Here is a 26,172-nt window from a genome sequence, read left to right as displayed (position 1 = left end):
AGGCAGAACGCCAACGCCAAGAGGCAGCACGTTTAGCTGAGGAAGAGGCTGAGCGCCAGCACCAAGCTGAACTAGCGGCAGCCAAAGCGGCGGAAGAAGAGGCAGAACGCCAACGCCAAGAGGCAGCACGTTTAGCTGAGGAAGAAGCAGAACGTCAGCACCAAGCAGAAGAACAAGCTAAGCTGGAAGCTCAAGATATCGTCGCGTTACGCGATGAGGTTCTGAGTGAGCAAGAAGAGCCGAAACAAACAGAGCAAGAAAAACCTAAAAAGGAAGGTTTTTTTGCTCGATTAAAGAAAGGGCTACTGAAAACACGTCAAAATTTAGGCTCAGGTTTTCTTGGGTTATTTACTGGCAAGAAAATTGATGATGATCTTTTTGATGAATTAGAAGAACAATTATTGATTGCCGATGTGGGTGTTGATACAACACGTAAAATTATTGATAACCTGACCGCTCACGCAAGCCGTAAAGAGCTAAAAGATGCAGAGGCGCTATACAGTAAATTGCGTGAAGAAATGTCTGATATTTTAGCGGGAGTGGATAAACCGCTAGTCATTGAAGACAAGAAACCCTATGTTATTCTTATGGTTGGGGTCAATGGTGTTGGTAAAACGACCACGATAGGTAAATTAGCTCGCCAATATCAATCTGAAGGTAAAACCGTCATGTTAGCGGCAGGGGATACTTTCCGCGCGGCGGCTGTTGAGCAATTACAAGTTTGGGGGGAACGTAACCGTATCCCTGTTGTTGCGCAACATACTGGTGCCGATCCTGCATCAGTCATTTTTGATGCAATCCAATCAGCTAAAGCTAAAGGCGTGGATGTTCTGATTGCAGATACTGCTGGGCGTTTACAAAACAAAGCACATCTGATGGAAGAATTGAAAAAAATTGTCCGAGTGATGAAAAAACTGGATGAAGAAGCGCCACATGAAATTATGCTAACACTAGATGCAAGTACTGGACAAAATGCTGTCAGTCAGGCAAAACTTTTTAATGATGCTGTAGGTCTGACAGGTATCACATTGACTAAACTCGATGGCACAGCAAAAGGTGGTGTGATCTTCTCCATTGCTGATCAATTCGGTATTCCTATTCGTTATATCGGGATTGGTGAGGGTATTGAAGACTTACGTCCATTTAAAGCCGATGACTTTATCGAGGCTCTATTTGCCCGAGAGGAATAATTTTCGATGATTCGCTTTGAACACGTCAGTAAAGCTTATCGAGGTGGCCGGCAGGCTCTCCAAGGGGTAGATTTTCATCTACAACCAGGGGAAATGGCTTTTCTTACTGGTCACTCAGGAGCTGGTAAAAGTACGCTACTGAAGCTTATTTGTGGTATTGAGCGCCCGAGTGCTGGGCATATATTGTTTAATGGCCATGATATTAGTCGTTTGAAAAATCGGGAGATCCCTTTTTTGCGTCGGCAAATTGGGATGATTTTTCAAGATCATCATCTGTTATTTGATAGAACGGTGTACGACAATGTTGCAATGCCATTGATCATTTCGGGCGCAAGTTCCGAAGATATTCGCAGACGAGTTTCAGCAGCATTGGACAAAGTGGGTCTACTTGATAAAGCGAAAAATTTTCCAATTCAGTTGTCGGGTGGTGAGCAGCAGCGAGTTGGGATTGCACGTGCTGTCGTAAACAAACCAACCATGTTACTTGCGGATGAGCCAACGGGGAACCTTGATGGTGAACTATCAGAGGGGATCATGCGGTTATTTGAAGAATTCAACCGTGTTGGAGTGACGGTTCTCATGGCAACCCATGATGTTGCTTTGATTGAGAGGCGTAATTACCGTGTACTGACTCTGAGTGAAGGGAGAATGATCGGAGGTCAACATGGCTAAACACGTTCGCAAATCTAAGTCTGAACGCCCTATGCAATCAAAAAGTAAGGCATTGAAAGGTGGGTGGCGTGAACAATGGCGCTATGCTTGGTTGAATACATTGGCGGATATGTTAAGACAGCCGTTAGCAACCTTTTTAACGGTGATGGTCATTGCGATTTCTCTGACCTTACCAAGCCTTTGTTATATTGTCTGGAAAAATGTGGCCCAAGCAGCTGCTCAATGGTATCCAACACCACAATTAACTGTTTACCTTGATAAATCGCTGGATGAACAAGGTGGGCAAAATGTGGTAACTCAGTTGCAAGCGCTTGATGGGGTAGAGCACGTAAACTACTTATCTCGCGACCAAGCGATGAGTGAGTTCCGTAGTTGGTCTGGTTTTAGTACTGCCTTAGACATGCTAGAGGAAAACCCATTACCTGCTGTGGCAATTATTACGCCAAAATTGGATTTTCAAAGTTCTGAAGTGTTAACAACACTGCGTGATCGAGTAAGCCAAGTTAATGGCATTGAAGAAGTTCGTATGGATGATAGCTGGTTCTCTCGGTTGGCGGCATTAACACAACTTGTCGGGCAAGTCGCTTCGGTGATTGGTATTCTAATGATCATTTCACTATTCCTTGTTATTGGTAATAGTGTGCGTTTGAATATTTTTGCGCGTCGAGACACCATCAATGTGATGAAGCTCATCGGTGCGACAGATGGCTTTATTATGCGGCCATTTTTACACGGTGGCTTGTTAATGGGGGCACTGGGCGCGGTAGTATCGCTGATTATGTCAGCGCTACTGGTGTGGAAGTTATCCGATGTTGTAGCACAAGTTGCGAGTGTTTTTGGTACGCAATTTCATATAGAAGGCTTGCTATGGGAGGAATCTTTATTAGTGATCCTTATGTCAGCCATGATTGGTTGGGTGGCAGCTTGGCTAGCGACAGTCCAGCACTTACGTCATTTTACGCCTGAATAATCCTTTTTATCGGCATAGTTTATCGCTATGCCGATAAAAATGGCACAGCTTGGGAACTTTTGAAGTCTTGGTTTGTCTGATATTAACCTGTCGCTATCGCACAAGTAGAATTTATTTAACTCAGTAAAACTGGTAAACTACGGTTTTCTAATCTTATATATCGCATCAAATTAATCTCTTTTCTTTATTTTTCAAAGAGGATCTGAATGACCAAAGACATGCAATCATTAGCACTTGTTCCGCAGGGAAGTATTGAAGCTTATATGCGGGCTGCCAATGCTTATCCTATGCTCACCGCTGAGGAAGAAAAGGAACTTGCTGAACGGCTGCATTACCATGGTGATCTGGATGCGGCAAAGCAACTGATCTTATCGCACTTACGTTTTGTGATACATGTTGCTCGTAGCTACGCAGGTTACGGTTTACCGCAAGCAGATTTAATTCAGGAAGGGAATATCGGCCTGATGAAAGCAGTGCGTCGGTTTAACCCTGAAATTGGTGTTCGCCTAGTTTCCTTTGCGGTCCATTGGATCAAAGCTGAAATTCATGAATACGTGTTGCGCAATTGGCGTATCGTTAAGATCGCGACAACAAAATCGCAGCGTAAGTTATTTTTTAACTTGAGAAAAAATAAAAAGCGTCTCGGTTGGTTTAATCAAGATGAAGTTGATATGGTGGCTAAAGAGCTGGGCGTGAGTACCAAGGATGTACGTGAAATGGAATCACGCATGGCGGCTCAAGATATGGCTTTTGATATGTCTGATGATGATGATAGCGGTGATTTAGGGCAACCTATTGCACCCGTACTGTTCTTACAAGATAAATCATCTGATTTTGCAGGCTCTATCGAAGAGGACAATTGGGAAAGTCACGCAACAGATCGGTTAGCCGACGCATTAGATTCATTAGATGAGCGTAGCCAAGATATTATTCGTGCTCGTTGGCTAGATGATGATAATAAGACAACATTACAGGAATTAGCCGATAAATATGGCGTTTCTGCCGAACGAGTCCGTCAGCTCGAAAAAAATGCCATGAAAAAATTGCGTGCCGCAATGGAAGAAGGCGAAGAAGAGAGTTATTAAAATCGATTTCCTTCCTAATTCACTGTTACTGCATTTATTGTCGCCGCCACGCGCGGGGCAATAAATGCAGAATACGCAGTATCATTCACTGTATAATTCTAAGGGGAGTCCATCCGGATCGGCAAAAAAAGTAAACCTTTTTTGTGTGTAGGGATCGATTCGTGGTGCTTCACAATCAACATTATGCTGCTTTAAATATTCAATCCATCCGTCAAGATCGTCCACACTAAACGCCAAATGCCTCAAACCACAAGCTTCAGGGTAACTTGGTCTAGCTGGTGGCGTAGGAAAACTAAATAATTCAATTTGGTATTGGTTGCCGAGCGCTAAATCTGCTTTCCATGAATCAGACTCTGCTCGATAATGCTCTTCTAATAAGGTTAATCCAAGAATTTTGCAGTAAAAATGTTTACTGGCAGCATAATTGGAGGCAATGATGGCAACATGGTGAATCCGCTTTAATTTCATAGTATTAAACTCGTTTTTCCCATCGATGACTTTCTTGTGTTGGTGTGAAGCGACAAGCTAATAAAAATTGCTCCATCACGATTTTATCCGCATCTAAAACCCCCTCTAAGCTGAAATACCAATGGGTTATTTGAGGCTCTTGTCGGCATATTTCGTCGAGTAAATAGAGCCCTACGCCACGGCGACGAGTGACCTCGCGCACTAAAAAATCGTAGATAGTACCTTTGTGTTGTTCTCGATGAATTTTGGCTGCGGCTAATAGGCGATCATTAAAGCGTGCCGCATAGATTTTTTGCTCTGATTGGCATTGATGAGCAAGTTGGTCTGGCTTCTGGTCAGGCCAGATTTTGTACAGGTCAAGATATTGTTGCTCAGTAGGATTGACCAAAGGAATGATTGTTAATTTCATAATCTTTCTATCTATATTAGTGAGACACCAAGCTGTAACTCATTGATTATTGCTGCTGTATGTAATCACATAGCCATGTTTGTCATTAAGGATATGCTTAATGGCTACCAAGCTGCAACTCGCATTATTTAGAGTATGCCCTTTGCTTATTTTTCATTCATACTCATCGACAGAGTGATCTGTAACCGATTTTTTGATTTTAGAGATGAAGATTTTGTCTTGGTTGATCTTCCGAGTTTAGCTCGGATTAATTTAAATTTAACTAGAATATAACACTGGCATTTACCAAAAACCCACGTAATAACATTAGATTTTTATTCTGCTGATTATGTAATTACCTGCCATATACATTTGCTATTTAGCATATTTATCTTGTTTAATGTCATGAAATATATAGCCTTATTGGCTATGTTTTTAAATATTAGGCATTCGATAATGCCAATCATAATAATTGACTATAAATCAAACACAAACATGCAGAACCACAGAAGATGGGGACGACAGAATGAAAAAAATGAATAAAATGTTACTGGCAGGATCGATTGCGATGGTGTTTAGCCAGCCGATATGGGCTAAAGAGGTGAAGATCGCAGTTGTTGGTGCTATGTCTGGCCCTGTTGCCCAATATGGCGACATGGAGTTCACTGGTGCTCGCCAAGCAGTCGCTGATATTAATGCAAAAGGTGGGATCAACGGCGATACTTTAGTTGCAGTTGAATATGATGATGCTTGTGACCCAAAACAAGCTGTCGCTGTTGCTAACAAAGTGATCAATGATGGGATTCGTTATGTTATTGGTCATCTCTGCTCTTCTTCAACACAACCTGCATCCGATATTTATGAGGATGAAGGGATTATCATGATCACGCCGGCTGCAACCAATGCTGATCTAACCACGCGTGGTTATCAAATGATCATGCGTACAACAGGTCTAGATTCAGACCAAGGCCCTACCGCAGCGAAATATATTGTCGATGAGATCAAACCAAAACGTATCGCTGTTGTTCATGACAAACAGCAGTACGGTGAAGGTTTGGCGCGCTCTGTCCGTGAAAATCTAAACAAAGCGGGCGTTAAAGAAGTGATGTTTGAAGGGATCACCGCGGGCGATAAGGACTTTTCTGCACTGGTAGCCAAACTGAAAAAAGAGAATGTGGATTTTGTCTATTTTGGTGGCTACTACCCAGAAATGGGGCAAATTTTACGTCAAGCGAAGCAATCGGGTTTGAATATTCGCTTTATGGGGCCAGAAGGAGTAGGTAACTCATCACTTTCAAATATTGCTGGGGAAGCTTCAGAGGGGATGTTAGTAACATTGCCTAAACGCTATGATCAAGTCCCAACTAACAAACCTATTGTGGATGCGATTAAAGCGAAAAAAGAAGATCCAACCGGTCCGTTCGTTTGGACTACGTATGCGGCAATTCAAGGCTTGACGACAGCAATGGAGCGTACAGGGAGCCGAGAGCCAGAAGATTTGGTTAAGGATCTAAAAGCAAATCCAGTCGACACAGTGATGGGGTCATTGACTTGGCAGCCTAATGGAGACCTGAAAGGTTTTGAATTTGGCGTATTTGAATGGCATGCGGATGGTACATCCACTGCAGTGAAGTAATTTCACTATTCAGGCGCTGAACCGGGAGTTGGCTTACCAACTTCCGGCTTCTGCCCTGTTTAGGGATGGTAGTATTAAAGGATAGTCCTATGTCAGATCAAATTCTTTATTTTATCCAACAACTCCTCAATGGCTTAACCTTGGGCAGTACCTATGCATTGATAGCGATTGGCTACACAATGGTTTATGGCATTATTGGTATGATCAACTTTGCTCATGGTGAAGTTTACATGATTGGTAGCTATGTCTCCTTCATTGTCATCGCTGGGCTAATGATGCTAGGTATTGATGTTGGTTGGATCCTTATTGCTGCGGCATTCGTGGCTGCGATTGTTGTTTCAAGCTCCTATGGTTGGAGTATTGAACGCGTCGCATACCGGCCTGTTCGCCATTCAAAAAGGTTGATTGCACTTATCTCTGCAATTGGAATGTCAATTTTCCTACAAAACTATGTCAGCTTGTCACAGGGATCACGTGATCTGGCATTACCGAGTTTGATCACAGGTCAGTGGGTATTAGGCGAAAGCGATGGCTTTGAAGCGAGCATTACAAAAATGCAGCTGACCATTTGGGTGGTTACCTTACTTGCTATGTTGGCATTGACCCTATTTATCCGCTATTCCCGTATGGGAAGGGCGTGTCGTGCCTGTGCTGAAGATTTAAAAATGGCAAGTTTATTAGGCATTAACACAGACCGAGTGATTTCATTAACTTTCGTGATTGGTGCCACAATGGCAGCGGTAGCGGGAGTACTACTTGGGCAGTTTTATGGGGTCATAAACCCTTATATTGGTTTTATGGCTGGAATGAAAGCCTTTACCGCAGCCGTACTGGGGGGAATTGGTAGTATTCCTGGCGCTATGCTAGGAGGCATCATTCTCGGTGTTGCGGAAGCAATGACATCGGCTTATTTAAGCACGGAATATAAAGACGTTGTGTCATTTGGTTTATTAATTGGTGTATTGCTGATCATGCCAACCGGCATTCTGGGGCGCCCGGAGGTCGAGAAAGTATGAGAAAAGAAAATTGGATTAATGCCATCGTCGCGTCTGTGATGTTCTTTATTCTCTCTGTCTTTATGATGGGTCTGCAATTGACACTTGATGGCACGAAACTGGTTGTTTCAAGTGGTGATTCGGTACGCTGGAATTGGATTTTTGCAGGGATTGCAGTGATCTTTATTTTTCAGCTAATACGCCCTTCATTGGTGAGAGTGTGGCAAGGTGTTCCGAAACAATCGTGGTCTATACCTGATTTTGATGGCTCGACAGCGAGGCAAAAGATCCTTGCATTAGTTATTGTTATTGCTGCAATTATTTGGCCTTTTGCTGTTTCTCGAGGTAGCGTCGATATTGCGACATTAACCTTAATTTATGTGATGTTAGGTCTTGGTTTAAATGTGGTTGTCGGGCTATCAGGCTTACTGGTTTTGGGGTATGCAGGGTTTTATGCAATAGGTGCTTATACTTTTGCATTATTAAACCATTACTACGGGTTTGGCTTCTGGGAAAGCCTACCTATTGCTGGGTTAACAGCGGCCTTAGCTGGGTTTTTATTGGGGTTCCCTGTATTGCGGCTAAGAGGCGATTATTTGGCGATTGTCACCTTAGGTTTCGGTGAGATTGTGCGTATTTTATTGCTCAATAACACAGAAATCACGGGAGGACCAAACGGGATTAGCCAGTTGCCTAAGCCAACGTTGTTTGGTTTAGAGTTTAGCCGCACAGCAAAAGAGGGTTGGGATACTTTCCATAATTTCTTTGGCCTTGATTACAACGCAGGCGATAGGATTATTTTCCTCTATTTTGTGGCTCTGCTGCTGGTGCTATTAACGCTGTTTGTGATCAATCGATTATTACGTATGCCTTTAGGGCGGGCGTGGGAAGCATTACGGGAAGATGAAATCGCCTGTCGCTCTTTAGGTTTATCACCGACAAAGATCAAGTTAACCGCCTTCACGATCAGTGCTGCCTTTGCTGGATTTGCGGGAACGCTTTTTGCGGCTCGCCAAGGCTTTATCAGCCCTGAATCATTCACTTTCGTTGAGTCTGCTTTTGTACTAGCCATTGTCGTGCTCGGAGGGATGGGCTCACAAACATCGGTGATATTAGCGGCGATTATACTGGTTGTCTCAAGAGAAATGATGCGTGATTTGAATGCTTACAGTATGTTGCTATTAGGGGCATTGATGGTGCTGATGATGATTTGGCGTCCACAAGGGTTATTACCAATGAAACGTCGCCAAATGAAGCTAAAAAATAGCGAGCAAGTCGCCAGTGAGGGGGAAAAAGTATGACTCCTCTATTACAAGTCAACGGTCTAACCATGCGTTTTGGTGGGCTATTAGCGGTAAATAACGTTGAGCTGAGCTTAAATCAAGGTGAAATCGTTTCCTTGATTGGGCCAAATGGTGCAGGAAAAACGACAATTTTTAACTGCTTAACCGGGTTTTATAAGCCAACTGGCGGCTCAATTCTATACCGAGAAAAGCATTTGGAAGGCTTATCGGGTCAGGCGATCGCTCGGCTTGGGGTGATCCGAACTTTTCAGCATGTACGCTTATTCAAAGAAATGACCGTGATTGAGAATCTGTTAGTTGCTCAACATCAACATTTGAAAAGTGGTATTTTCTCCGGGTTACTGAAAACGCCAGCCTTTCGACGAGCGGAATCAGAAGCGATCGACAATGCAGTAAAGTGGCTTGAAAGGGTCGATTTATTGCAATTTGCTAACCGTCAAGCTGGTAACTTAGCGTATGGTCAACAGCGTCGGTTAGAGATAGCTCGTTGTATGGTGACACGGCCTGAAATTCTTATGTTAGATGAACCCGCGGCCGGCCTAAACCCGAAAGAAACTGATGACCTTGATGAGTTAATTGCTGAGTTACGCTCTCATCACCAAGTATCTATCTTATTGATTGAACATGATATGAAGCTAGTGATGGGAATTTCAGATCGCATTTATGTGGTGAACCAAGGCACGCCTTTGGCGAATGGAACACCTGATCAAATTCGTCAGCACCCTGATGTGATCAAAGCTTACTTGGGGGAGGCTTATTGATGTTAGAATTTAAACAAGTTTCTGCCCATTACGGAAAAATTCAAGCACTACATCAAGTGAGCCTGAATATTCAAAAAGGGGAGATCGTCACATTAATCGGTGCTAATGGTGCGGGTAAAACGACGCTACTGAGCACATTATGCGGTGACCCGCGAGCCTCAGAAGGGCAAATTCTCTACCGTGATGTCGATATTACTCAGTTGCCGACCGCGAAAATTATGCGTGAAGATATTGCATTAGTACCCGAAGGTCGCCGCGTTTTTTCACGAATGACCGTCGAAGAGAATTTAGCGATGGGGGGCTTTTTTGCTAATCGCCAACAATATCAAGAGCGCATAGAGCGCGTTTATACGCTGTTCCCGCGTTTGCATGAGCGCCGTAGTCAACGCTCTGGCACCATGTCTGGTGGTGAGCAGCAAATGTTAGCGATTGGTCGTGCGCTGATGAGTCAACCTGAGTTGTTGCTACTTGATGAACCATCATTAGGTCTAGCGCCAATCATTATCATGCAAATCTTTGATACCATTTTGCAACTGCGCGAAGCGGGAATGACTATTTTCCTTGTGGAGCAAAATGCCAATCAGGCATTAAAACTGGCTGATCGCGGCTATGTTCTTGAGAATGGGCGTATTGTATTGGAAGATAGTGGTAAAGCGTTACTCGCTAATGAAGCAGTACGTAGTGCCTACTTAGGCGGCTAAACAATCCCCCTTCATATCCTCTATTGGATACTGAAGGGGCTTAATAGTTTAAGGTATTTTTATTAATGTCGGATTGGTTTCGAGTTCAATCTTTATGGTGAGCTTATCTAGATTATCAAATTTTAACGTATGATCTTTATTCACGTTGAAACAAGTTGCTCTCTTTATCTCAATAATAGATCCGGAAATTAATCGTTGAGGCTCAATTTGTTCAAGTTGATAACGGCAATGGGATGTTATTAAATATCCATTTTCCGTTATTTCGATTTGGACTGTTCCTTTATTCTCTCTTTGAGAGATATTGATTTTATCACGGTTTTGATTTGTGTTATATATATCGATATAAGCGTTTAAAATATGCTTTTGGTTCGCAATGTTACATAGATGACTAATGTGCTCAGGTGGTAATTTTTTAAAAGCATAATAAATGTCATTTATTGAATCTAATACAATTGACGAGCCATTCTCTGATTTGAAAATAATCTTCATTGCACCTATATCACGAGATATCTGCTCAAGGCATGAAATCTTACCTTCTGATTTTATTGTTATTTTTGAATTTTCATCCTCTATAATTTCATCCCCTTTACCCCACCGCCTTATCTGATAGTTTAATGCAGCAATCAATTCATTTTGTGTCATCAGAATATCTGTTTTATCTTGATTTTCCTCATTGAAATAAGAGGAGATCTCTTTGTTAAATTCAATAGTAACTTTTTGGTTATCTAATGATAATGACTTTAAACTTAACTTTGTATCGGGTTTATTTGCTATATTCTCTGGTAGGTGAAAATATTGATTAATAAAATCAATGGCAGACTCTTCATCCGTGATTTTAGGTTGCCAATGTGTATTTTCAGCTTGGTTTATTTTTGAAGTTTTAACAGGAAAAGAGTGATCACTATTTTTTACTTTGGCTATTTTTGATTCATGAGTGTGATCGTTATTGAGCCAAGAAGTAAGGCTATAAAATGGATTTTTAATCTTCATAAGTTATCACCAATAAAATTTATTTGCGCTAACTTACAATAGGTTTGATGCGAAAGATTGCAATAATCGAGCATCCTATCGCTCATAGTGGGCTTTTCATGACATAGTTTATGTGAAGCGTCTCGCATTTCAGCTATTTACTTGTTTCTGCATATTAAATTAGTTGTCTATACATCTTCCTTCGAATAAACAGCAAGCTATCACTCATTGTATAGCTCATCGCCTCCCTAGCTATCTAATCTTTGTGCAAAAATTCAAATTTAAATGTATATACTTTGTGAATTAAATGTATATATATTTAAAGGTAACAAGATAAATGATTTGATAAAAATGATAGAAAATTAGTGCTGAGATAACTTCAACTGATTGAATATCAATAAGTTGAAGAAGGTTTGAAATCAATAAATCTATCAGTGAAAAAATAATGACTAATGAGAAATATCATTGATTGTTACAAAAAAGTTACATAAAGAGGATAAATAGGGGATACACCGATGCTAAACCGTACTGACTCTACACGCGTTATCCGCTCCCCACGTGGCAGCGAAAAAACTTGCAAAAGCTGGCTGACAGAAGCCGTGTATCGCATGATCCAAAATAACTTAGATCCGGATGTTGCTGAGCATCCGCAAAGTCTAGTGGTGTATGGCGGAATTGGACGTGCTGCTCGTGATTGGGAATGTTATGACAAGATTTTAGAAGTATTGAAAACGCTTGAAGATGATCAAACGTTATTAGTGCAATCAGGCAAGCCTGTTGGTGTTTTCCCGACTCACCCTGATGCCCCCCGCGTATTAATTGCTAACTCAAATATCGTCCCTCATTGGGCGAATTGGGAACATTTCAATGAGCTAGATAAAAAAGGCCTAATGATGTATGGCCAAATGACGGCTGGCTCTTGGATCTATATTGGTTCACAAGGCATCGTACAAGGGACCTATGAGACTTTTGTATCTTTAGCTAAGCAACATTTTAATGGTGATCCAGCCGGACGTTGGATCCTAACGGGAGGACTCGGTGGAATGGGGGGCGCACAACCTCTTGCTGCGACCATGGCCGGCTTCAGTATGATTGCTGTTGAATGTGATGAAAGCCGCATTGATTTTCGTTTAAGAACACGTTATGTCGATAAAAAGGCCACTTCATTAAATGAAGCGCTGCACTATATTGAGGAAGCGAAACAGAGCGGTAAGCCAGTTTCAGTTGGCTTATTAGGTAATGCTGCCGATGTTTACAGCGAATTGGTAAAACGTAACATTACCCCAGACTCAGTAACTGACCAAACGAGCGCGCACGACCCCGTTCATGGCTACTTACCTCAAGGTTGGACATTGGCGCGATGGCGTGAAAAACAACAGACTGCTGCCGATGAAGTGACTAAAGCTGCGAAGAAGAGTATGGCAGTACAGGTTGACGCTATGCTGACTATGCAAAAACGTGGCTCAGCAGCCTTTGACTATGGTAATAACATTCGTCAAATGGCGAAAGATGAAGGTGTGAGTAATGCCTTTAATTTCCCTGGCTTCGTTCCTGCCTATATTCGCCCTCTATTTTGTGAAGGAATTGGCCCATTCCGTTGGGTGGCATTATCGGGTGATCCAGAGGATATCTATAAAACAGATCAAAAAGTAAAAGAGCTGATCCCAGACGATAAACACTTGCATAACTGGCTGGATATGGCCCGTGAACGCATCGCATTCCAAGGGCTGCCTGCTCGTATTTGTTGGGTTGGCTTAAAAGATCGTGAAAGATTGGGTCGAGCATTTAATGAAATGGTGAAAAATGGCGAGTTAAAAGGGCCTATTGTGATCGGTCGTGATCACTTAGATTCAGGCTCTGTAGCAAGCCCACATCGTGAAACCGAGTCGATGAAAGATGGCTCTGATGCAGTCTCTGATTGGCCTTTACTCAATGCGCTATTGAACACCGCGGGAGGAGCGACATGGGTGAGTTTACATCACGGTGGTGGTGTCGGAATGGGCTTTTCACAACACGCGGGTGTCGTGATTGTCTGTGATGGCACTGATGCCGCGGATAAACGTCTAGCACGAGTTTTACATAATGACCCAGCAACAGGGGTGATGCGCCATGCTGATGCGGGTTATGACATCGCAATACATTGTGCAAAACAGCAAGGTCTGAATTTGCCGATGGTCAAGTAGCACCTTTGGCCTGCCTCAGATTAGGGGCGGCCTTATTTAGAAGGGGATCAGTATGAATACGATGTCAAAGCCAAAAAGAGTAGGGCCATTATCAGGGATCAAAGTTATTGATCTAAGTCGCGTACTTGCCGGTCCTTATTGCACAGGCATGATGGCCGATTTAGGGGCTGAGGTGATCAAAATTGAGGTGCCTGATCATGGTGATGATAGCCGCCATTTGGGGCCGTTTATTGATGGTGAGAGCGTTTATTACGGGCTGATTAATCGAGGCAAACGCAGTATTGAGTTAGATCTAAAATCAGAGACTGACCGCGAAATCCTTTATCAGTTAGTCAAAGAGAGTGATGTCGTCGTTGAGAATTTTCGACCGGGGGTAACCGCGAGGTTAGGCATTGATTTTGACAGCCTAAAACAGCACAACCCAAAATTGATTTACGCCAGTATTTCCGGATTTGGTCAAGATAGCCCACTGGCTAATTACCCCGCTTATGACATTGTGGCACAAGCGATGTCAGGGTTAATGAGTGTGACAGGCTTTCCGCAAACAGGCCCAACCCGTAGTGGAGAATCGATAGGTGATGTTTGCGCTGGCATATTCGCTGCTTGGGCGATCAGTAGTGCACTATTTGCACGGGAAGCTCACCAAGAAAAAGCACAATATATTGATGTTGCTATGGTTGATGTGCTGCTAAGTATGCAACTAACAGGGTTATCTAACCTATTTGCAAATGGTACAGCGCCCAGCTTAGTGGGTAATCGACACCCTGTATCCACACCGTTTGATACTTATCAGGCACAGGATGGTTTAGTGGTTATTGCTATCGCCAGTGAAAAGTTATTTCAGCGTTTTTGTGAGTGTATGGGGAAACCTGAATTACGCAATGACCCTCGTTATAAAGACGATCCTACAAGAACGCTTTATCAGGCTGAACTTCGAAAAGAAATCGAACGTTGGACATCACAAAGAACGGTCGAAGAAGTTTGTGATTTGCTGCTAAACGCTGGGGTTCCTGCTTCGCCAATCCATGATTTGCAGCAGGCAACTCAGAGCGAACATGCAAAGGTACGTGCTGTTCTTACTCATCTTGATGATGGGGGAACACCATTAGTGTCTCAACCTGTTTTCTTTAATGGGTACAAACCTCATGTGACGCAAAGGGCACCTAGCTTAGGTGAAGCGAATGCTGTTTATAAATCGGCAAATCTCACAATAAAAAATGCGGAGACAATACAATGAGCTTTCAAATTGATGAAACAGAACAAGCAATTGTAGATGCTGTTGAAAAGGTTTGCCGGGATATTCTGCAAGCAAATGCGCAGCGTTACGATGAAACAGAAACCTTTTGTGCAGAAAGCCTAGCAGCACTGGGTGAAATGGGCTGCTGGGGGATCAACTTACCGGAACAATACGGCGGTTTTGGCATTGGCAGTATAGCAATGAGTATGATCGTGGAAGCAGTGGCAGCGGCTTGTGCATCAACATCATCGGCTTTAACGGCACACTTTCTCGCAACAGACTCAATTTTGATTGGGGGAACGGAGGAGCAAAAACAGTATTGGTTACCGAAAGCGGCAAGCGGTGAAATGCTAGGGGCGTTTGGTCTAACAGAGCCAGCGGCGGGATCAAACCCTGCTGACATGCGTACTATTGCGACCCGTGAAAATGGTGGTTGGCGAATTCGTGGCAATAAACACTACATTACCAATGCCAAAGAAGCTGATTTTATCGTGTTATACGCCAAAACGAATCCAGAAGCCGGCGCTCGTGGCATTAGTGCATTTATGATCCCAAAGGGCACTGAAGGCGTCGAGTTTTCTTCACCTGAGAAAACGATGGGGCTACGAGGGAGCACAATCTATGAACTAGCTCTGAATTGTTGGCTGCCTGAGTCGGCGCTATTAGGTGAAGAAAATAAAGGTTTCCATACCGCAATGGAAGTGTTGGATAAAGGTCGCGTGGAAGTTGCGGCGACTTCATTAGGTATTGCTCGTGCTGCCATGGGATGTGCCTTAAATTGGGTGAAAGAGCGCCAAATCGGTAAAAAGCCATTAGCGGCTTACCAAGGAACACAATGGCGACTTGCAGATATGCATACTCAATTAGAAGCCGCGCGTATGTTGACATGGCGTGCTGCGGAGTGTCGAGATTCAGGCGAACGTTTTAGCTTGCAATCGGCAACAGCAAAATTATTTGCCGCGGAGTGTGCTGGTTTTGTTACCGATGCAGCATTACAGCTTCATGGTGGTTATGGCTATATTCGGGATCTACCTTTAGAACGCTATGTACGTGATGCAAGAATTTTACGTATTTTTGAAGGTACTTCAGAAATCCAAAAAATCATTATCTCACGTGCGGTTTTAGATGCTGTTTAATGTGAGATAGGGAAATGCGAGTGGGCAGACAGGGTCCACTCGTAATGAGTAAAAACTGCAATAGGATGAACGACCTGATAACAGGATCATGGAATTAAAAACACAACAACAACCGGGTTTAAGAATGTATTTCAATTTTTAATGGCGGGTAGTTTATAAAACAACAATAACATCCGTCTTAACGTCTCATGGCTGTATCCTACGACAACCATTGCGACAAATTGGTCCATTCTTTAAGCCAAGCCTTGCTTAAAGAGGAGTTACCATGACAGTTTCAAACGACATAATCGCAGATAAAAAACATCGGCAGGATAATGTTCCTTTAATCGAAGCACGCTCTATTGACTATATCCCTGAATCAGAACGGCATGGCACATTATCAAGTCAATTTACTCTCTGGTTTGGGGCAAACTTACAGATTACCGCTATCGTGACTGGGGCACTCGCTGTCGTGTTAGGTGGCGATGTATTTTGGTCATTAATTGGTTTGTTTATCGGGCAACTACTTGGTGGTGCAGTGATGGCACTGCATGCTGTTCAAGGGCCAAAGCTAGGGTTACCACAGATGATCTCAAGCCGTGTTCAGTTTGGTGTCTATGGCGCGGTGATCCCGATCCTTCTAGTGTGCATGATGTATGTTGGCTTTTCAGCGAGTGGCACAGTATTAGCGGGTCAGGCCGTTGGGCAATTGCTCAATGTTAGTGATTGGGTCGGTATCTTGATCTTCGGTGCTGTGATCATCGCGATTACGATCTGTGGTTATCGTATCATCCATATGCTAGGTAAAGCGGCCAGTGTGATCGGTGTAGTTGCATTCTTTTATCTATTTTTCCGCTTGTTTTATATGAATGACGTTTCGGTCTTATTAGAAAACCGTCATTTCACGTGGACCAATTTCTTACTTGCAATGTCACTCTCAGCATCATGGCAAATTGCATTTGGCCCTTATGTTGCCGATTACTCTCGTTATCTACCTACCAAAACGCCGACAATCAAAGCGTTCTTAGCAGTAGGTTCGGGAACGGTGATTGGCACTCAAGCATCTATGATCCTAGGCGTCTTCGCTGCTGCTTTAGCCGGTAACGCATTCGCAGGTCATGAAGTGGCTTATATTGTTGGTCTGGGTAGCACAGGGCTTATTGCCGCGCTGCTCTATATCAGCATTTTCTTTGGTAAGGTGACGATCACTGCACTAAACGCGTACGGTAGCTTTATGTCGATGGCAGCCATCTTCTGTGGTTTCCGTGGCAAGCAGCAAATTTCTCGCAGGCAAAGGCTGTTTTTCATCATATTGATGGTCAGCTTCTCAACGGCTCTGGGCTTAGCTGGGCAACATTCATTCCTAAAACTATTTTCAGCTTTCCTACTGTTCTTACTGGCATTTTTTACCCCATGGAGCGCAATCAACCTTGTTGACTACTACTGGGTAACGAAAGGTCGTTATGACGTGCCTCAGCTATCGAACCCGAATGGTCGTTATGGGCGCTGGAATAAAGTTGGCATCATCACTTATGTGATTGGCGTTATGATTCAATTGCCTTTCATTGCGACAGGTTTCTACACCGGACCATTAGTAGAGAAGCTGGGAGGCGTTGATATCTCATGGATTGTGGGCCTCGTTGCCACCAGTATTATCTACTATGCTGCAATTAAAATATGGCCAATGTCCGTTGCAGATAGGCTAATACTGCCGTCGTCAAATGAAATACTGGACAGCAAATCAGCTAATTAACAAATCACGTTAAAACAAAAATAAGAGGGGATGATAGCAGTGAATATTCACTGCTAAGGCTCCCCTCAGCCTGAAAAACACTTTCTGGCAGAGAGTAATTAGGAGTAATTATGAAAATTTTAGTGGCTGTTAAAAGAGTTATTGACCACAACGTCAAAGTACGAGTGAAAGCAGATGGTTCAGGCGTCGAATTAACGAATGTCAAAATGGCAATCAACCCGTTTGATGAAATTGCCGTTGAAGAAGCGGTGCGCCTAAAAGAAGCTGGAAAAGCGGATGAAGTGGTTGTTGTATCAATCGGTGATGCTCACTCACAGGAAACGCTGCGTAGCGCGATGGCGATGGGTGCCGACAGAGCCATTTTGGTTCAGAAGCCGAGTGATTTAGTGTTAGAGCCACTGGATATTGCTCGCTTATTGCAGCAGGTGGTGGTTTCAGAGCAGCCGGACTTAATTTTGCTTGGTAAACAAGCTATTGATAATGACTGCAACCAAACAGGGCAAATGTTGGCTGCACTTCTTAAGTGTGGGCAAGCGACGTTTGCTTCCTTGATTGAAATTGATGGTACATCACTGCAAGTCACTCGTGAAATTGATGGTGGATTAGAAACATTAACATTAGCGTTACCAGCGGTAGTGACAACCGATTTACGTTTAAATGAACCTCGCTATGCAACCCTCCCTAATATCATGAAAGCAAAGAAAAAACCGCTTGAAGTACGCGATATTTCAGCGCTGGATTTTACGCCATTAGGGCAAGTAAAAACATTGATGGTTACGGAGCCGAAAAAACGTACAGGACAATGCACATTATTTAATGATGTCAAATCATTAGTCAGTGAACTGCAAGCTAAAGAAGTTATCTAATCGGGGAGAGCGCCATGAGCCAATTATCAGTATTAGTTGTGGTAGAACATGACAACCAAACTATTAAATCGTCAACATACCATAGCGTGACAGCGGCTAAACAGATCCTTGCAGGCCAAGGGCAATTGCATCTATTCGTTGCTGGTAGCCAATGCGCTAGGGTTGCAGAGCAAGCGGCTAGCATTGCAGGGGTCGAAAAAGTGATCCTTATCGACCATGTAGAGCTTACTCATCAACTCGCAGAAACTGTGACTGACTCAGTGGTTTCGATAGCTAAACATTACAGTCATTTAGTTTTTCCCGCGACCACTTACGGTAAAAATGTTGCTCCACGTGTAGCGGCAACGCTAGGTGTTGCACAGATTTCCGATATTACTGACGTTATTGATGCACAAACCTTTGTGCGTCCTATTTATGCGGGCAACGCATTAGCCACAGTACAAAATAATGGGAACCAAGTGGTGTTAACAATCCGTAGCTCTGCTTTTTCTGCTACGACGGAAACTCAGCCGGCGGCTGCCATCGAAGATTATTGTGCAAACAGTTTTAACCCATTATCTCAACTAAAAAGCCAATCTTTAACCCAAATGAGCCGTGCTGAGCTTAGTTCGGCAAAAGTGGTGATATCGGGGGGAAGAGGGCTAAGTTCTGGTGAAAACTTTGCTTTACTTGAAACCATTGCCGACAAATTAGGGGCTGCGGTTGGGGCATCAAGGGCTGCTGTTGATGCAGGTTATGTGCCGAATGATTATCAGGTTGGACAAACAGGTAAGATTGTTGCCCCCGATCTCTATATTGCCGTTGGAATTTCTGGGGCGATCCAACATATTGCTGGCATGAAAGAGAGCAAGGTGATCGTCGCAATCAATCAAGATCCAGAAGCTCCTATTTTCCAAGTTGCGGACTACGGCATTGTTGGTGATCTGTTTGAGATCTTACCTGAATTAGATAAAGCATTAGCCTAATTAGGGGGAAATATGACTATCGACAATAGTGTCAATATCAATGAGGCTCCAGAGCGCGAATCGATGGAATTTGATGTCCTGATTGTCGGTGGTGGACCTGCGGGACTATCTGCGGCAATCCGCTTAAAGCAACTTGCCTTAGAAAAAAACAGTGAATTATCTGTCTGTCTGATCGATAAAGGTGCTGAAATTGGAGCGCATATTCTATCGGGAGCTGTGATCGACCCCCGTGCCCTTGATGAGCTACTACCCGACTGGCAGCACTTTGTCTCCAGTGACTTAACGGCAGTCACTGAAGATCGCTTTTTGCTCCTAAAAGAGCATAAAGCGAACCGGTTACCACTTGCTCTGTTACCAACCAGTTTAAAAAATGAAGGAAATGTAATTGGTAGTCTAGGGCGGGTATGTTCCGCCTTAGCATCACAAGCCGAACAGCTCGGGGTCGACGTATTTGCGGGCTTTGCGGCAACAGAAGTTATATACAGCGAGTCAGGCTCAGTGATAGGGGTGACGACGGGGGATATGGGGCTTGATAAATCAGGTAATCCAACCTCAATGTATCAACCGGGCATGAATTTATTAGCAAAAATGACGTTTTTTGCAGAAGGGTGCCGTGGGCAATTAGGGAAGCAACTTATTGAACATTTTGACTTATCAGCTGGCCGTGGAAAGCAAACCTATGGTCTTGGATTAAAGGAAATTTGGCAAATACCTAAAGAGCAGCATCAAGCCGGTTTGGTCGTTCATTCAATTGGTTGGCCTTTAGATAATAATACTTATGGTGGCGGCTTCGCTTATCATTATGGTGAAAATCAGGTTGCTGTTGGTTTAGTGGTAGGGCTGAACTACGAAAATCCTTATTTATCACCGTTTGATGAATTCCAACGTCTCAAAACTCACCCAGCGTTTAGCGCTTTTTTACAAGGTGGCGAACGAGTGAGTTATGGGGCTAGAACCTTGGTTGCTGGAGGACTTTCCGCATTACCAGAACTGAGCTTTCCTGGAGGAGCATTGATTGGTGATGATGCAGGCTTTTTGAATGCGGCTCGGATCAAAGGTAGTCACTGTGCAGTGAAAAGCGGTGCACTTGCGGCAGAAGCCCTGTTCGGATCAATGCGCGATCAATCTATCGATTATGCGGAATTTAAAACACAATATCGTCAAAAATTTGCACAGAGTTGGCTCTATCGTGAGTTATACCAAACTCGTAATTTCAAACCCTATATGAAAAAAGGTTTGTACTTAGGGTCGTTATTATTTGGTGCAGAACAGCTGCTTTTAAAGGGGCGTACACCGTGGACGTTAAAGCTAAAGCAAGCAGACCATGAAAGTTTGCAAGAGGCTAAAAACTTTCAACCGATTGAATACCCCAAACCGGATGGCATTTTGACTTTTGATAAGCCTTCGTCGGTATTTCTATCAAACACTAATCATGAAGAAGAGCAGCCGTGCCACTTAAAATTACAGGATAGTCAAATACCTATTAGCGTTAATTTACCTCGATATGCGGCACCAGAGACCCGTTATTGCCCCGCGGGGGTCTATGAAATAGTGAGTGAAAAAGAACAACCAAAGTTACAAATCAATGCGCAAAACTGTTTGCATTGTAAGGCGTGCGATATCAAAGACCCAACGCAAAATATCTGTTGGACAGCACCACAAGGGGGAGAAGGGCCAATTTATCAAGGGATGTAACTGGTTTTGTTGTGATGTATTCCCGCCAATAGAAGCGCGGGTGTGGTTGTGCTTTATTTTATCAGTCGCTTTGGGGCATTTTGTGAATTTGCCCCATTTTTTTGTTTATGTGTTATGGGGTATCAATGCGTGAATGTAACTTTAATTTGTAACGAGAGCCTGCTGTTATCATATTGACATAACTAATTAAAATAGAGCCTGTCCAGGTACGGCGGCTAAGTTGTAAGCAGGGGGAACCTTCTTTAATAGAGAGGGATTGGGCAATGGCCTTAGTCGCTAAAGCGGCTTCGATGGTATGCTCCATTTCACTAACGGGAAAATACCGCTGCAAGTATCCACTTGGTGTTTCTGTATCGCCAAAGTGTTGTTTGACGAAATCAGGAACGATAGCGTGATTGACATAACGCTCCTCAAGCATCAAAGGAATGTCATTTTCAAAATGGAGTACCTTGCAATAGCCGATATCACTTCCTTCCATCACTCCAAGTTGTAACGCAATTTCAGGCGAAGCAGTAATAATTTTAAGTTGTAATTGATGACCGCTATATTTATTACCGCTTAATGATATTTCATCAAAAATATCAAAAGCTTTGGTTACAGGCAGCTCATGCTTTTGGGTCGCAACAAAGGTGCCTTTCCCAGCAATACGATTCAGAATACCTTTTTGGCTTAGCTCAGAAATGGCTTTATTCACCGTCATGCGGCTGACATTAAATTGGGCGCAAAGCTCTAGCTCTGTGGGTATTTGAGTTTCAGGTTTGAAGATACCTAAATCAATACTACGCAGAATATAAGATTGAATTTGCTTGTATGCTGGTTGTGAAGTCATCGTGATTATTTTATTAATAATAAGGTGTTAGAAGAATCCGTTAATCTTCAGTTGTTACCATACCTAATCGGCGGTTTGCCCAAGTTTACCAGCAAACCTGCATCATTGTGACAAAAAAGTGTATTAAAGTACCGTAATGCTATTCAAAATAAGAAACACTGTAATTACCTGAATTTTATTAGTAAAATCTAATTGTTATTAGGTGCATAATACGCCCTGACTATGATAGTGAAATATTAATAAATAAGATAGGCTCTACATATGGGGGCAGTACTTTTATGCCACTTTATCCGAGTATGATTATCGGTATGTTACCCCAAAAATAGGGTTCGATTGATAGCATCTGATTTAGTATTCTTTTTTACTCTTGAAAGTTATTAAAAATAGCAATATTTTTTGAAAAAACTTTAAAAGTGGCAATAAATTGGTGAGTTGTACGGAAAGCAAATCGATCGAATTGATTGGTTGAGTTGGCTATTCCATCAACCAAAAGGCCGTTTAAAGCTTATGGCGTGAGTAATGCAGGGAACAAACACACTATTTTTCAGACTCAATAATAGGTGAACTTGGTGTTTTATTAAGGGGGAAGTTTGCCAAAACATAAAAAATAATGAATAACGTATCGCAAACTTTATTAAGTGACATAAGGTATTTTTATTGATTTCATTTGACTTAAATCTATTTTAACTTAAGTAAGATGTTACTTTAATTTAATAAAATAAACTTAAATCTTAACAAGCTATAATAAAATTTCCTTGTTAATGTTTTTATTAAATTATTATAAAATTCAGTGTGTTGCTTTTATTTTTACGGGTTTTGGATTTCAATAAATAATGTGATGAGCGTCATGTTGTTGTTGATAAATTATTCAATATTGTGATGCGTGTATAATATAATGACAACAGAGATTAAAATAACCAAATAGTTGTTATATATCTAAGCTCGACGGTAGTACTAATCCCTTAATTGAGGAGGCATAGTATGTTATCATTACATAAGCTAGTAATATCGAGGAGTTTCTTCTATATGAAGAAATGGTTCAATATTGATATTCCTTTAGCCTTCTTTTTTCCTCATCGATAATTCCAATGTTTTCTCTTAATTAATCGTTATCTTATTACTCATAATAAGTACGAATTTCTATTTTTATTATTTAATGAAAATTAAAGGTATTATCATGGCTAAAAGAATCGTAGAACCGTTCCGTATTAAAATGGTAGAAAATATTCGTATCCCATCTAGGGAAGAGCGAGAAGCTGCATTAAAAGAAGCTGGCTACAATCCATTCTTATTACCGAGTAGTGCTGTTTATATTGATTTATTAACCGATTCCGGTACTAACGCAATGAGTGATCAGCAGTGGGCCGCGATGATCACAGGGGATGAAGCGTATGCAGGGTCTCGTAACTATTATGATTTAAAAAATAAAGTTAAAGAGATGTTTGGCTACGATTACACTATTCCTGCTCACCAAGGGCGTGGTGCAGAAAATATGTTGTTCCCCGTATTATTGAAAGCTAAACAACAGGAGGGAGGGGCTAAGAATCCAGTCTTTATTTCTAATTTCCATTTTGATACAACAGCCGCACATGTTGAATTAAATGGGTGTAAAGCGATTAATATTGTCACCGAAAAGGCTTACGATTCGGAAACATATGATGACTGGAAAGGTAATTTTGATATTCAGAAGTTAAAAGATAATATTGCTAAATATGGGGCTGAAAACGTTGTCGCGATTGTTTCTACCGTCACTTGTAATAGTGCTGGTGGTCAGCCCGTTTCTATGGCGAATTTAAAAGAAGTCTATGAAATCGCTAAGCAGCATAATATCTTTGTTGTCATGGATTCCGCTCGTTTTTGTGAAAATGCCTATTTTATTAAAGAGCGTGATCCAAAATATAAAGATGCCACAATCAAAGAAGTTATTTTTGACATGTACAAATATGCTGATGCATTAACCATGTCTGCGAAGAAAGACCCGCTATTAAATATTGGTGGCTTAGTTGCTATTAAAGATGATGAAAATATTTTCACCTTAGCAAGGCAACGCTGTGTTCCAATGGAGGGGTTTGTCACTTATGGCGGTTTAGCCGGACGCGATATAGCGGCGATGGTACAAGGGCTTGAAGAAGGAACTAGGGAGGATTATCTACATTATCGTATTGGTCAAGTGAGATACTTAGGTGATCGCTTACGTGAAGGGGGGATCCCTATTCAGTACCCTACAGGGGGACATGCGGTATTTGTTGATTGTAAAAAGTTAGTTCCACAAATACCGAGCGAGCAATTTCCAGCCCAAGCAGTGATTAATGCACTTTATCTTGAGTCCGGTGTTCGTGCTGTTGAAATTGGTTCATTTTTACTTGGTCGTGACCCTGAAACAGGGAAACAGAAACATGCTGATATGGAGTTCATGCGACTCACTATAGCAAGGCGTGTTTATACCAACGACCATATGGACTATATCGCAGATGCCTTGATTGGCCTTAAAGATAGATTTGCAACGTTAAAAGGGCTGGATTTTGAATATGAGCCGCCCGTATTAAGGCATTTTACCGCTAGATTAAAACCTATTAAATAATAGTCAATACTTCAGGTTCCCGTGCAATGCGGGAACTTTACCCTTATTTTTAAGGTGAATAACCATGAATAATTCGTCAGAGAAGAAGGAACCCTCCATATTGGTAGGGGGCTTTGTGCTCGGTGGCGCTATGATAGGGGCGGGCATGTTTAGCTTACCCACAATTATGGCAGGAGCATGGTTTATAAATTCAGTCATTGTTCTATTCGTTGTTTGTTTTTTTATGTTTCATTCAGGGATATATATTCTCGAATGTATTTCTAAATATGGAGCAGGAACAAATTACTTTTTTATATCAAAAGAACTATTACCTAAATGGGCTTGTTATATTGCAAATGCAGCATTGATTTTTGTCCTCTATATTTTAATCTATGCGTATATATCTGCTGCTGGATCTGTAATTAAAGAATCAGCCTCCATTTATGGCTTCGATATTAATTTAAGAATTATATTTATTATTTTTACGTTAATATTAGGTGCAACTATTTGGTGGAGTGGTATTGGAGCTAGCCGTTTAACATCAATATTCTTATTGATAAAAATAGTATTATTTGTCTTAGCTTTCTCAGGTCTTTTCTTTGTAGTAAAAACGGATTTACTTTTAAAACTTCCAACAGGAGATACACAAACCTCTCTTTTACCGTTTGTCTTTATTATCATTCCTTATGCAATCACTTCTTTTGGCTACCATGGTAATGTGTGTAGTTTATATAAGCTGTACCATGAAAATGAAAGAAAAGTGGTAAAAAGCTGTGTCATCGGTTGTATTCTTGCCCTTGTTCTCTATTTCCTATGGGTATTAGGAACGATGGGAAATTTACCTAGAACAGAGTTTTTAACCATCATCAATAAAGGTGGCAATCTTGATGCTTTTATTGAGTCACTTTACGCAGTTCTGAATAGCAAGCATATTGCGACATTTTTATTGTGGTTTTCAATCAGCGCCGTATTTTGCTCATTCTTAGGGGTAGCAATCGGTTTATTTGACTACATCTTAGCATCGTTGAATTTCCAAGATAACAGCTCTGGACGTATGAAATCTGCACTACTTTGCTTCTTACCTCCATTAATACTCTGCATGTTATTCCCTAATGGGTTTTTAGTTGCAATTGCCTATGCCGGTATGGCGGCCTGTATTTGGGCGATTATTTGTCCTGCGGTGATGGCACTTAAAGCGAGAGAGCGTTTTCCTGAATCAACGTTTAAAGTATGGGGAGGGAAGGGGTTAATATATGCAGTCATTGTGTTTGGGGTTGTAGGGATTATTTGCCAGCTACTTGCTCAGTTTAATTTGCTACCAATATATCGTTAATTGTTTAGTCTCCTTTTAAGCTAACTGTCAAAGGCACAGCAATTTTGCTGTGCCTTTTTACTATGGCTTTAACCATAATAAAAACTGTGTCACTCAGAACCTCGGCTGACGCTTAGCCTTAAAAACCAAGCTTATTTTTTAACACTTCATACGGTGTTTTACCAGCATGAGCTGAGTGGGGACGATGACAATTATAAAATACTTCCCATTCAGCTAACTTTTCATGTAAATCGACATCATCTTTATAATCGATTAATTGATAAAATTCCTGTTTATCTGTTAAATGAGAACGCTCTACTTTCCCATTCAATCTTGGGGTAGCTGGCCTGATATAAACATGTTCCATCCCTAAATCATGAATATGCCAATTAAATTTTGATTGGAATTCGTGTCCATTATCCGTTCTAATCGTTTTAATCCTAAAGGGAAATTTATCAACGACATAATTAATGAAATCAATGGCATTAGCCTGATTATGCCTCTCATAAATTTTAAGC

General features: G+C 41.9%; 23 protein-coding genes. 18 read left to right on the top strand and 5 right to left on the bottom strand.

Features of this window, described 5'->3' with window-relative positions:
* From ftsY to rpoH, 4 genes are all read left to right on the top strand, one after another.
* Nucleotides 1-1,190, top strand: a 1,190-nt coding sequence (ftsY, locus tag PR699_RS18660) for a signal recognition particle-docking protein FtsY (RefSeq protein ID WP_272577873.1), incomplete at its 5' end; no start/stop codon positions are given.
* Nucleotides 1,191-1,196: 6 nt separating this feature from the next.
* The gene (gene ftsE / locus PR699_RS18655) at nt 1,197-1,862 is read left to right on the top strand and encodes a cell division ATP-binding protein FtsE (protein WP_004925727.1); all 666 of its coding nucleotides are present in this window, start codon (nt 1,197-1,199) and stop codon (nt 1,860-1,862) included.
* Entirely contained in the window at nt 1,855-2,832 is a 978-nt protein-coding gene (ftsX, locus tag PR699_RS18650) for a permease-like cell division protein FtsX (RefSeq protein WP_004925722.1), read from the top strand. The genes ftsE and ftsX overlap by 8 nt, the downstream gene beginning before the upstream one ends.
* Before the next feature lie 206 nt (nt 2,833-3,038).
* Nucleotides 3,039-3,917, top strand: a complete 879-nt coding sequence (rpoH, locus tag PR699_RS18645; protein WP_004925718.1) for an RNA polymerase sigma factor RpoH — start codon at nt 3,039-3,041, stop codon at nt 3,915-3,917.
* 81 nt (nt 3,918-3,998) lie between these two features.
* Here rpoH and PR699_RS18640 read toward each other — a convergent pair whose 3' ends face one another.
* The gene (locus PR699_RS18640; RefSeq protein WP_004925713.1) at nt 3,999-4,385 is read right to left on the bottom strand and encodes a VOC family protein; all 387 of its coding nucleotides are present in this window, start codon (nt 4,383-4,385) and stop codon (nt 3,999-4,001) included.
* 4 nt (nt 4,386-4,389) lie between these two features.
* Nucleotides 4,390-4,794 carry an aspartate 1-decarboxylase autocleavage activator PanM gene (panM, locus tag PR699_RS18635; RefSeq protein ID WP_014657531.1) on the bottom strand — a complete coding sequence of 135 codons (405 nt, stop codon included), beginning with the start codon at nt 4,792-4,794 and terminating at the stop codon, nt 4,390-4,392.
* Nucleotides 4,795-5,308: 514 nt separating this feature from the next.
* Between panM and PR699_RS18630 the strand changes: the two genes are divergently transcribed.
* The 5 genes from PR699_RS18630 to livF all read left to right on the top strand — a co-directional run bounded on the left by PR699_RS18630 (nt 5,309) and on the right by livF (nt 10,170).
* Nucleotides 5,309-6,409 carry a branched-chain amino acid ABC transporter substrate-binding protein gene (locus PR699_RS18630; RefSeq protein WP_269204348.1) on the top strand — a complete coding sequence of 367 codons (1,101 nt, stop codon included), beginning with the start codon at nt 5,309-5,311 and terminating at the stop codon, nt 6,407-6,409.
* Between the two features lie 89 nt (nt 6,410-6,498).
* A complete protein-coding gene (livH, locus tag PR699_RS18625; RefSeq protein ID WP_014657532.1) occupies nt 6,499-7,425 on the top strand; it encodes a high-affinity branched-chain amino acid ABC transporter permease LivH in 927 nt (308 codons plus the stop codon).
* Entirely contained in the window at nt 7,422-8,705 is a 1,284-nt protein-coding gene (locus PR699_RS18620) for a high-affinity branched-chain amino acid ABC transporter permease LivM (RefSeq protein WP_014657533.1), read from the top strand. The genes livH and PR699_RS18620 overlap by 4 nt, the downstream gene beginning before the upstream one ends.
* Nucleotides 8,702-9,469, top strand: coding sequence for a high-affinity branched-chain amino acid ABC transporter ATP-binding protein LivG (gene livG / locus PR699_RS18615; RefSeq protein ID WP_004925696.1), 768 nt, complete (start codon nt 8,702-8,704; stop codon nt 9,467-9,469). Before PR699_RS18620 ends, livG begins: the two co-directional genes overlap by 4 nt.
* Nucleotides 9,469-10,170 (top strand): high-affinity branched-chain amino acid ABC transporter ATP-binding protein LivF, encoded by a 702-nt coding sequence (gene livF, locus PR699_RS18610; protein WP_004925693.1) that lies wholly within the window; start codon nt 9,469-9,471, stop codon nt 10,168-10,170. Before livG ends, livF begins: the two co-directional genes overlap by 1 nt.
* A 48-nt stretch (nt 10,171-10,218) precedes the next feature.
* On the opposite strand, the gene PR699_RS18605 is transcribed toward livF, so the two are convergent.
* The gene (locus tag PR699_RS18605) at nt 10,219-11,160 is read right to left on the bottom strand and encodes a hypothetical protein (RefSeq protein ID WP_014657536.1); all 942 of its coding nucleotides are present in this window, start codon (nt 11,158-11,160) and stop codon (nt 10,219-10,221) included.
* Between the two features lie 494 nt (nt 11,161-11,654).
* Between PR699_RS18605 and hutU the strand changes: the two genes are divergently transcribed.
* The 7 genes from hutU to PR699_RS18570 all read left to right on the top strand — a co-directional run bounded on the left by hutU (nt 11,655) and on the right by PR699_RS18570 (nt 20,953).
* Entirely contained in the window at nt 11,655-13,322 is a 1,668-nt protein-coding gene (gene hutU / locus PR699_RS18600) for a urocanate hydratase (protein WP_014657537.1), read from the top strand.
* Nucleotides 13,323-13,374: 52 nt separating this feature from the next.
* Complete coding sequence (locus PR699_RS18595) at nt 13,375-14,559, top strand: CaiB/BaiF CoA-transferase family protein (protein WP_014657538.1); 1,185 nt, start codon at nt 13,375-13,377, stop codon at nt 14,557-14,559.
* On the top strand, nt 14,556-15,695 hold the full coding sequence (locus PR699_RS18590; protein ID WP_014657539.1) for an acyl-CoA dehydrogenase family protein: 1,140 nt from the start codon (nt 14,556-14,558) through the stop codon (nt 15,693-15,695). Before PR699_RS18595 ends, PR699_RS18590 begins: the two co-directional genes overlap by 4 nt.
* Before the next feature lie 265 nt (nt 15,696-15,960).
* Nucleotides 15,961-17,427: a cytosine permease gene (locus tag PR699_RS18585; protein ID WP_004925674.1), complete on the top strand. Its 1,467-nt coding sequence runs from the start codon at nt 15,961-15,963 to the stop codon at nt 17,425-17,427.
* Nucleotides 17,428-17,537: 110 nt separating this feature from the next.
* Nucleotides 17,538-18,293: an electron transfer flavoprotein subunit beta/FixA family protein gene (locus tag PR699_RS18580; RefSeq protein WP_014657540.1), complete on the top strand. Its 756-nt coding sequence runs from the start codon at nt 17,538-17,540 to the stop codon at nt 18,291-18,293.
* A 14-nt stretch (nt 18,294-18,307) separates the two neighbouring features.
* Complete coding sequence (locus tag PR699_RS18575) at nt 18,308-19,258, top strand: electron transfer flavoprotein subunit alpha/FixB family protein (protein ID WP_014657541.1); 951 nt, start codon at nt 18,308-18,310, stop codon at nt 19,256-19,258.
* A gap of 12 nt (nt 19,259-19,270) precedes the next feature.
* Nucleotides 19,271-20,953 (top strand): electron transfer flavoprotein-ubiquinone oxidoreductase, encoded by a 1,683-nt coding sequence (locus tag PR699_RS18570; RefSeq protein WP_014657542.1) that lies wholly within the window; start codon nt 19,271-19,273, stop codon nt 20,951-20,953.
* A 112-nt stretch (nt 20,954-21,065) separates the two neighbouring features.
* Here PR699_RS18570 and PR699_RS18565 read toward each other — a convergent pair whose 3' ends face one another.
* Complete coding sequence (locus PR699_RS18565; protein ID WP_014657543.1) at nt 21,066-21,782, bottom strand: UTRA domain-containing protein; 717 nt, start codon at nt 21,780-21,782, stop codon at nt 21,066-21,068.
* 1,177 nt (nt 21,783-22,959) lie between these two features.
* On the opposite strand from PR699_RS18565, the gene PR699_RS18560 reads away from it, so the two are divergent.
* Nucleotides 22,960-24,363: a tryptophanase gene (locus PR699_RS18560; protein WP_014657544.1), complete on the top strand. Its 1,404-nt coding sequence runs from the start codon at nt 22,960-22,962 to the stop codon at nt 24,361-24,363.
* A 64-nt stretch (nt 24,364-24,427) separates the two neighbouring features.
* On the top strand, nt 24,428-25,675 hold the full coding sequence (locus tag PR699_RS18555; RefSeq protein WP_036943041.1) for an aromatic amino acid transporter: 1,248 nt from the start codon (nt 24,428-24,430) through the stop codon (nt 25,673-25,675).
* Between the two features lie 118 nt (nt 25,676-25,793).
* On the opposite strand, the gene PR699_RS18550 is transcribed toward PR699_RS18555, so the two are convergent.
* Nucleotides 25,794-26,172, bottom strand: a 379-nt coding sequence (locus tag PR699_RS18550) for an integrase core domain-containing protein (RefSeq protein ID WP_272572998.1), incomplete at its 5' end; no start/stop codon positions are given.

The sequence above is a fragment of the Providencia sp. PROV268 genome, from assembly GCF_028477805.1.
In the GTDB taxonomy this organism is placed as follows: domain Bacteria; phylum Pseudomonadota; class Gammaproteobacteria; order Enterobacterales; family Enterobacteriaceae; genus Providencia; species Providencia stuartii.
The sequence above is the reverse complement of the archived record's forward strand: the minus strand, read 5'-3'. Positions and strand labels throughout refer to the sequence as shown.

What these genes read in the sequence shown, in the direction of transcription:
- PR699_RS18620 (WP_014657533.1), top strand. Translation starts at nt 7,422, where the DNA reads ATGAGAAAAGAAAATTGGATTAATGCCATCGTCGCGTCTGTGATGTTC.
- PR699_RS18640 (WP_004925713.1), bottom strand. Translation starts at nt 4,385, where the DNA reads ATGAAATTAAAGCGGATTCACCATGTTGCCATCATTGCCTCCAATTAT.
- PR699_RS18575 (WP_014657541.1), top strand. Translation starts at nt 18,308, where the DNA reads ATGAGCCAATTATCAGTATTAGTTGTGGTAGAACATGACAACCAAACT.
- panM (WP_014657531.1), bottom strand. Translation starts at nt 4,794, where the DNA reads ATGAAATTAACAATCATTCCTTTGGTCAATCCTACTGAGCAACAATAT.
- livH (WP_014657532.1), top strand. Translation starts at nt 6,499, where the DNA reads ATGTCAGATCAAATTCTTTATTTTATCCAACAACTCCTCAATGGCTTA.
- hutU (WP_014657537.1), top strand. Translation starts at nt 11,655, where the DNA reads ATGCTAAACCGTACTGACTCTACACGCGTTATCCGCTCCCCACGTGGC.
- PR699_RS18605 (WP_014657536.1), bottom strand. Translation starts at nt 11,160, where the DNA reads ATGAAGATTAAAAATCCATTTTATAGCCTTACTTCTTGGCTCAATAAC.
- rpoH (WP_004925718.1), top strand. Translation starts at nt 3,039, where the DNA reads ATGACCAAAGACATGCAATCATTAGCACTTGTTCCGCAGGGAAGTATT.
- PR699_RS18595 (WP_014657538.1), top strand. Translation starts at nt 13,375, where the DNA reads ATGAATACGATGTCAAAGCCAAAAAGAGTAGGGCCATTATCAGGGATC.
- PR699_RS18570 (WP_014657542.1), top strand. Translation starts at nt 19,271, where the DNA reads ATGACTATCGACAATAGTGTCAATATCAATGAGGCTCCAGAGCGCGAA.
- livG (WP_004925696.1), top strand. Translation starts at nt 8,702, where the DNA reads ATGACTCCTCTATTACAAGTCAACGGTCTAACCATGCGTTTTGGTGGG.
- ftsE (WP_004925727.1), top strand. Translation starts at nt 1,197, where the DNA reads ATGATTCGCTTTGAACACGTCAGTAAAGCTTATCGAGGTGGCCGGCAG.
- PR699_RS18630 (WP_269204348.1), top strand. Translation starts at nt 5,309, where the DNA reads ATGAATAAAATGTTACTGGCAGGATCGATTGCGATGGTGTTTAGCCAG.
- PR699_RS18555 (WP_036943041.1), top strand. Translation starts at nt 24,428, where the DNA reads ATGAATAATTCGTCAGAGAAGAAGGAACCCTCCATATTGGTAGGGGGC.
- PR699_RS18590 (WP_014657539.1), top strand. Translation starts at nt 14,556, where the DNA reads ATGAGCTTTCAAATTGATGAAACAGAACAAGCAATTGTAGATGCTGTT.
- PR699_RS18580 (WP_014657540.1), top strand. Translation starts at nt 17,538, where the DNA reads ATGAAAATTTTAGTGGCTGTTAAAAGAGTTATTGACCACAACGTCAAA.
- PR699_RS18560 (WP_014657544.1), top strand. Translation starts at nt 22,960, where the DNA reads ATGGCTAAAAGAATCGTAGAACCGTTCCGTATTAAAATGGTAGAAAAT.
- PR699_RS18585 (WP_004925674.1), top strand. Translation starts at nt 15,961, where the DNA reads ATGACAGTTTCAAACGACATAATCGCAGATAAAAAACATCGGCAGGAT.
- ftsX (WP_004925722.1), top strand. Translation starts at nt 1,855, where the DNA reads ATGGCTAAACACGTTCGCAAATCTAAGTCTGAACGCCCTATGCAATCA.
- PR699_RS18565 (WP_014657543.1), bottom strand. Translation starts at nt 21,782, where the DNA reads ATGACTTCACAACCAGCATACAAGCAAATTCAATCTTATATTCTGCGT.
- livF (WP_004925693.1), top strand. Translation starts at nt 9,469, where the DNA reads ATGTTAGAATTTAAACAAGTTTCTGCCCATTACGGAAAAATTCAAGCA.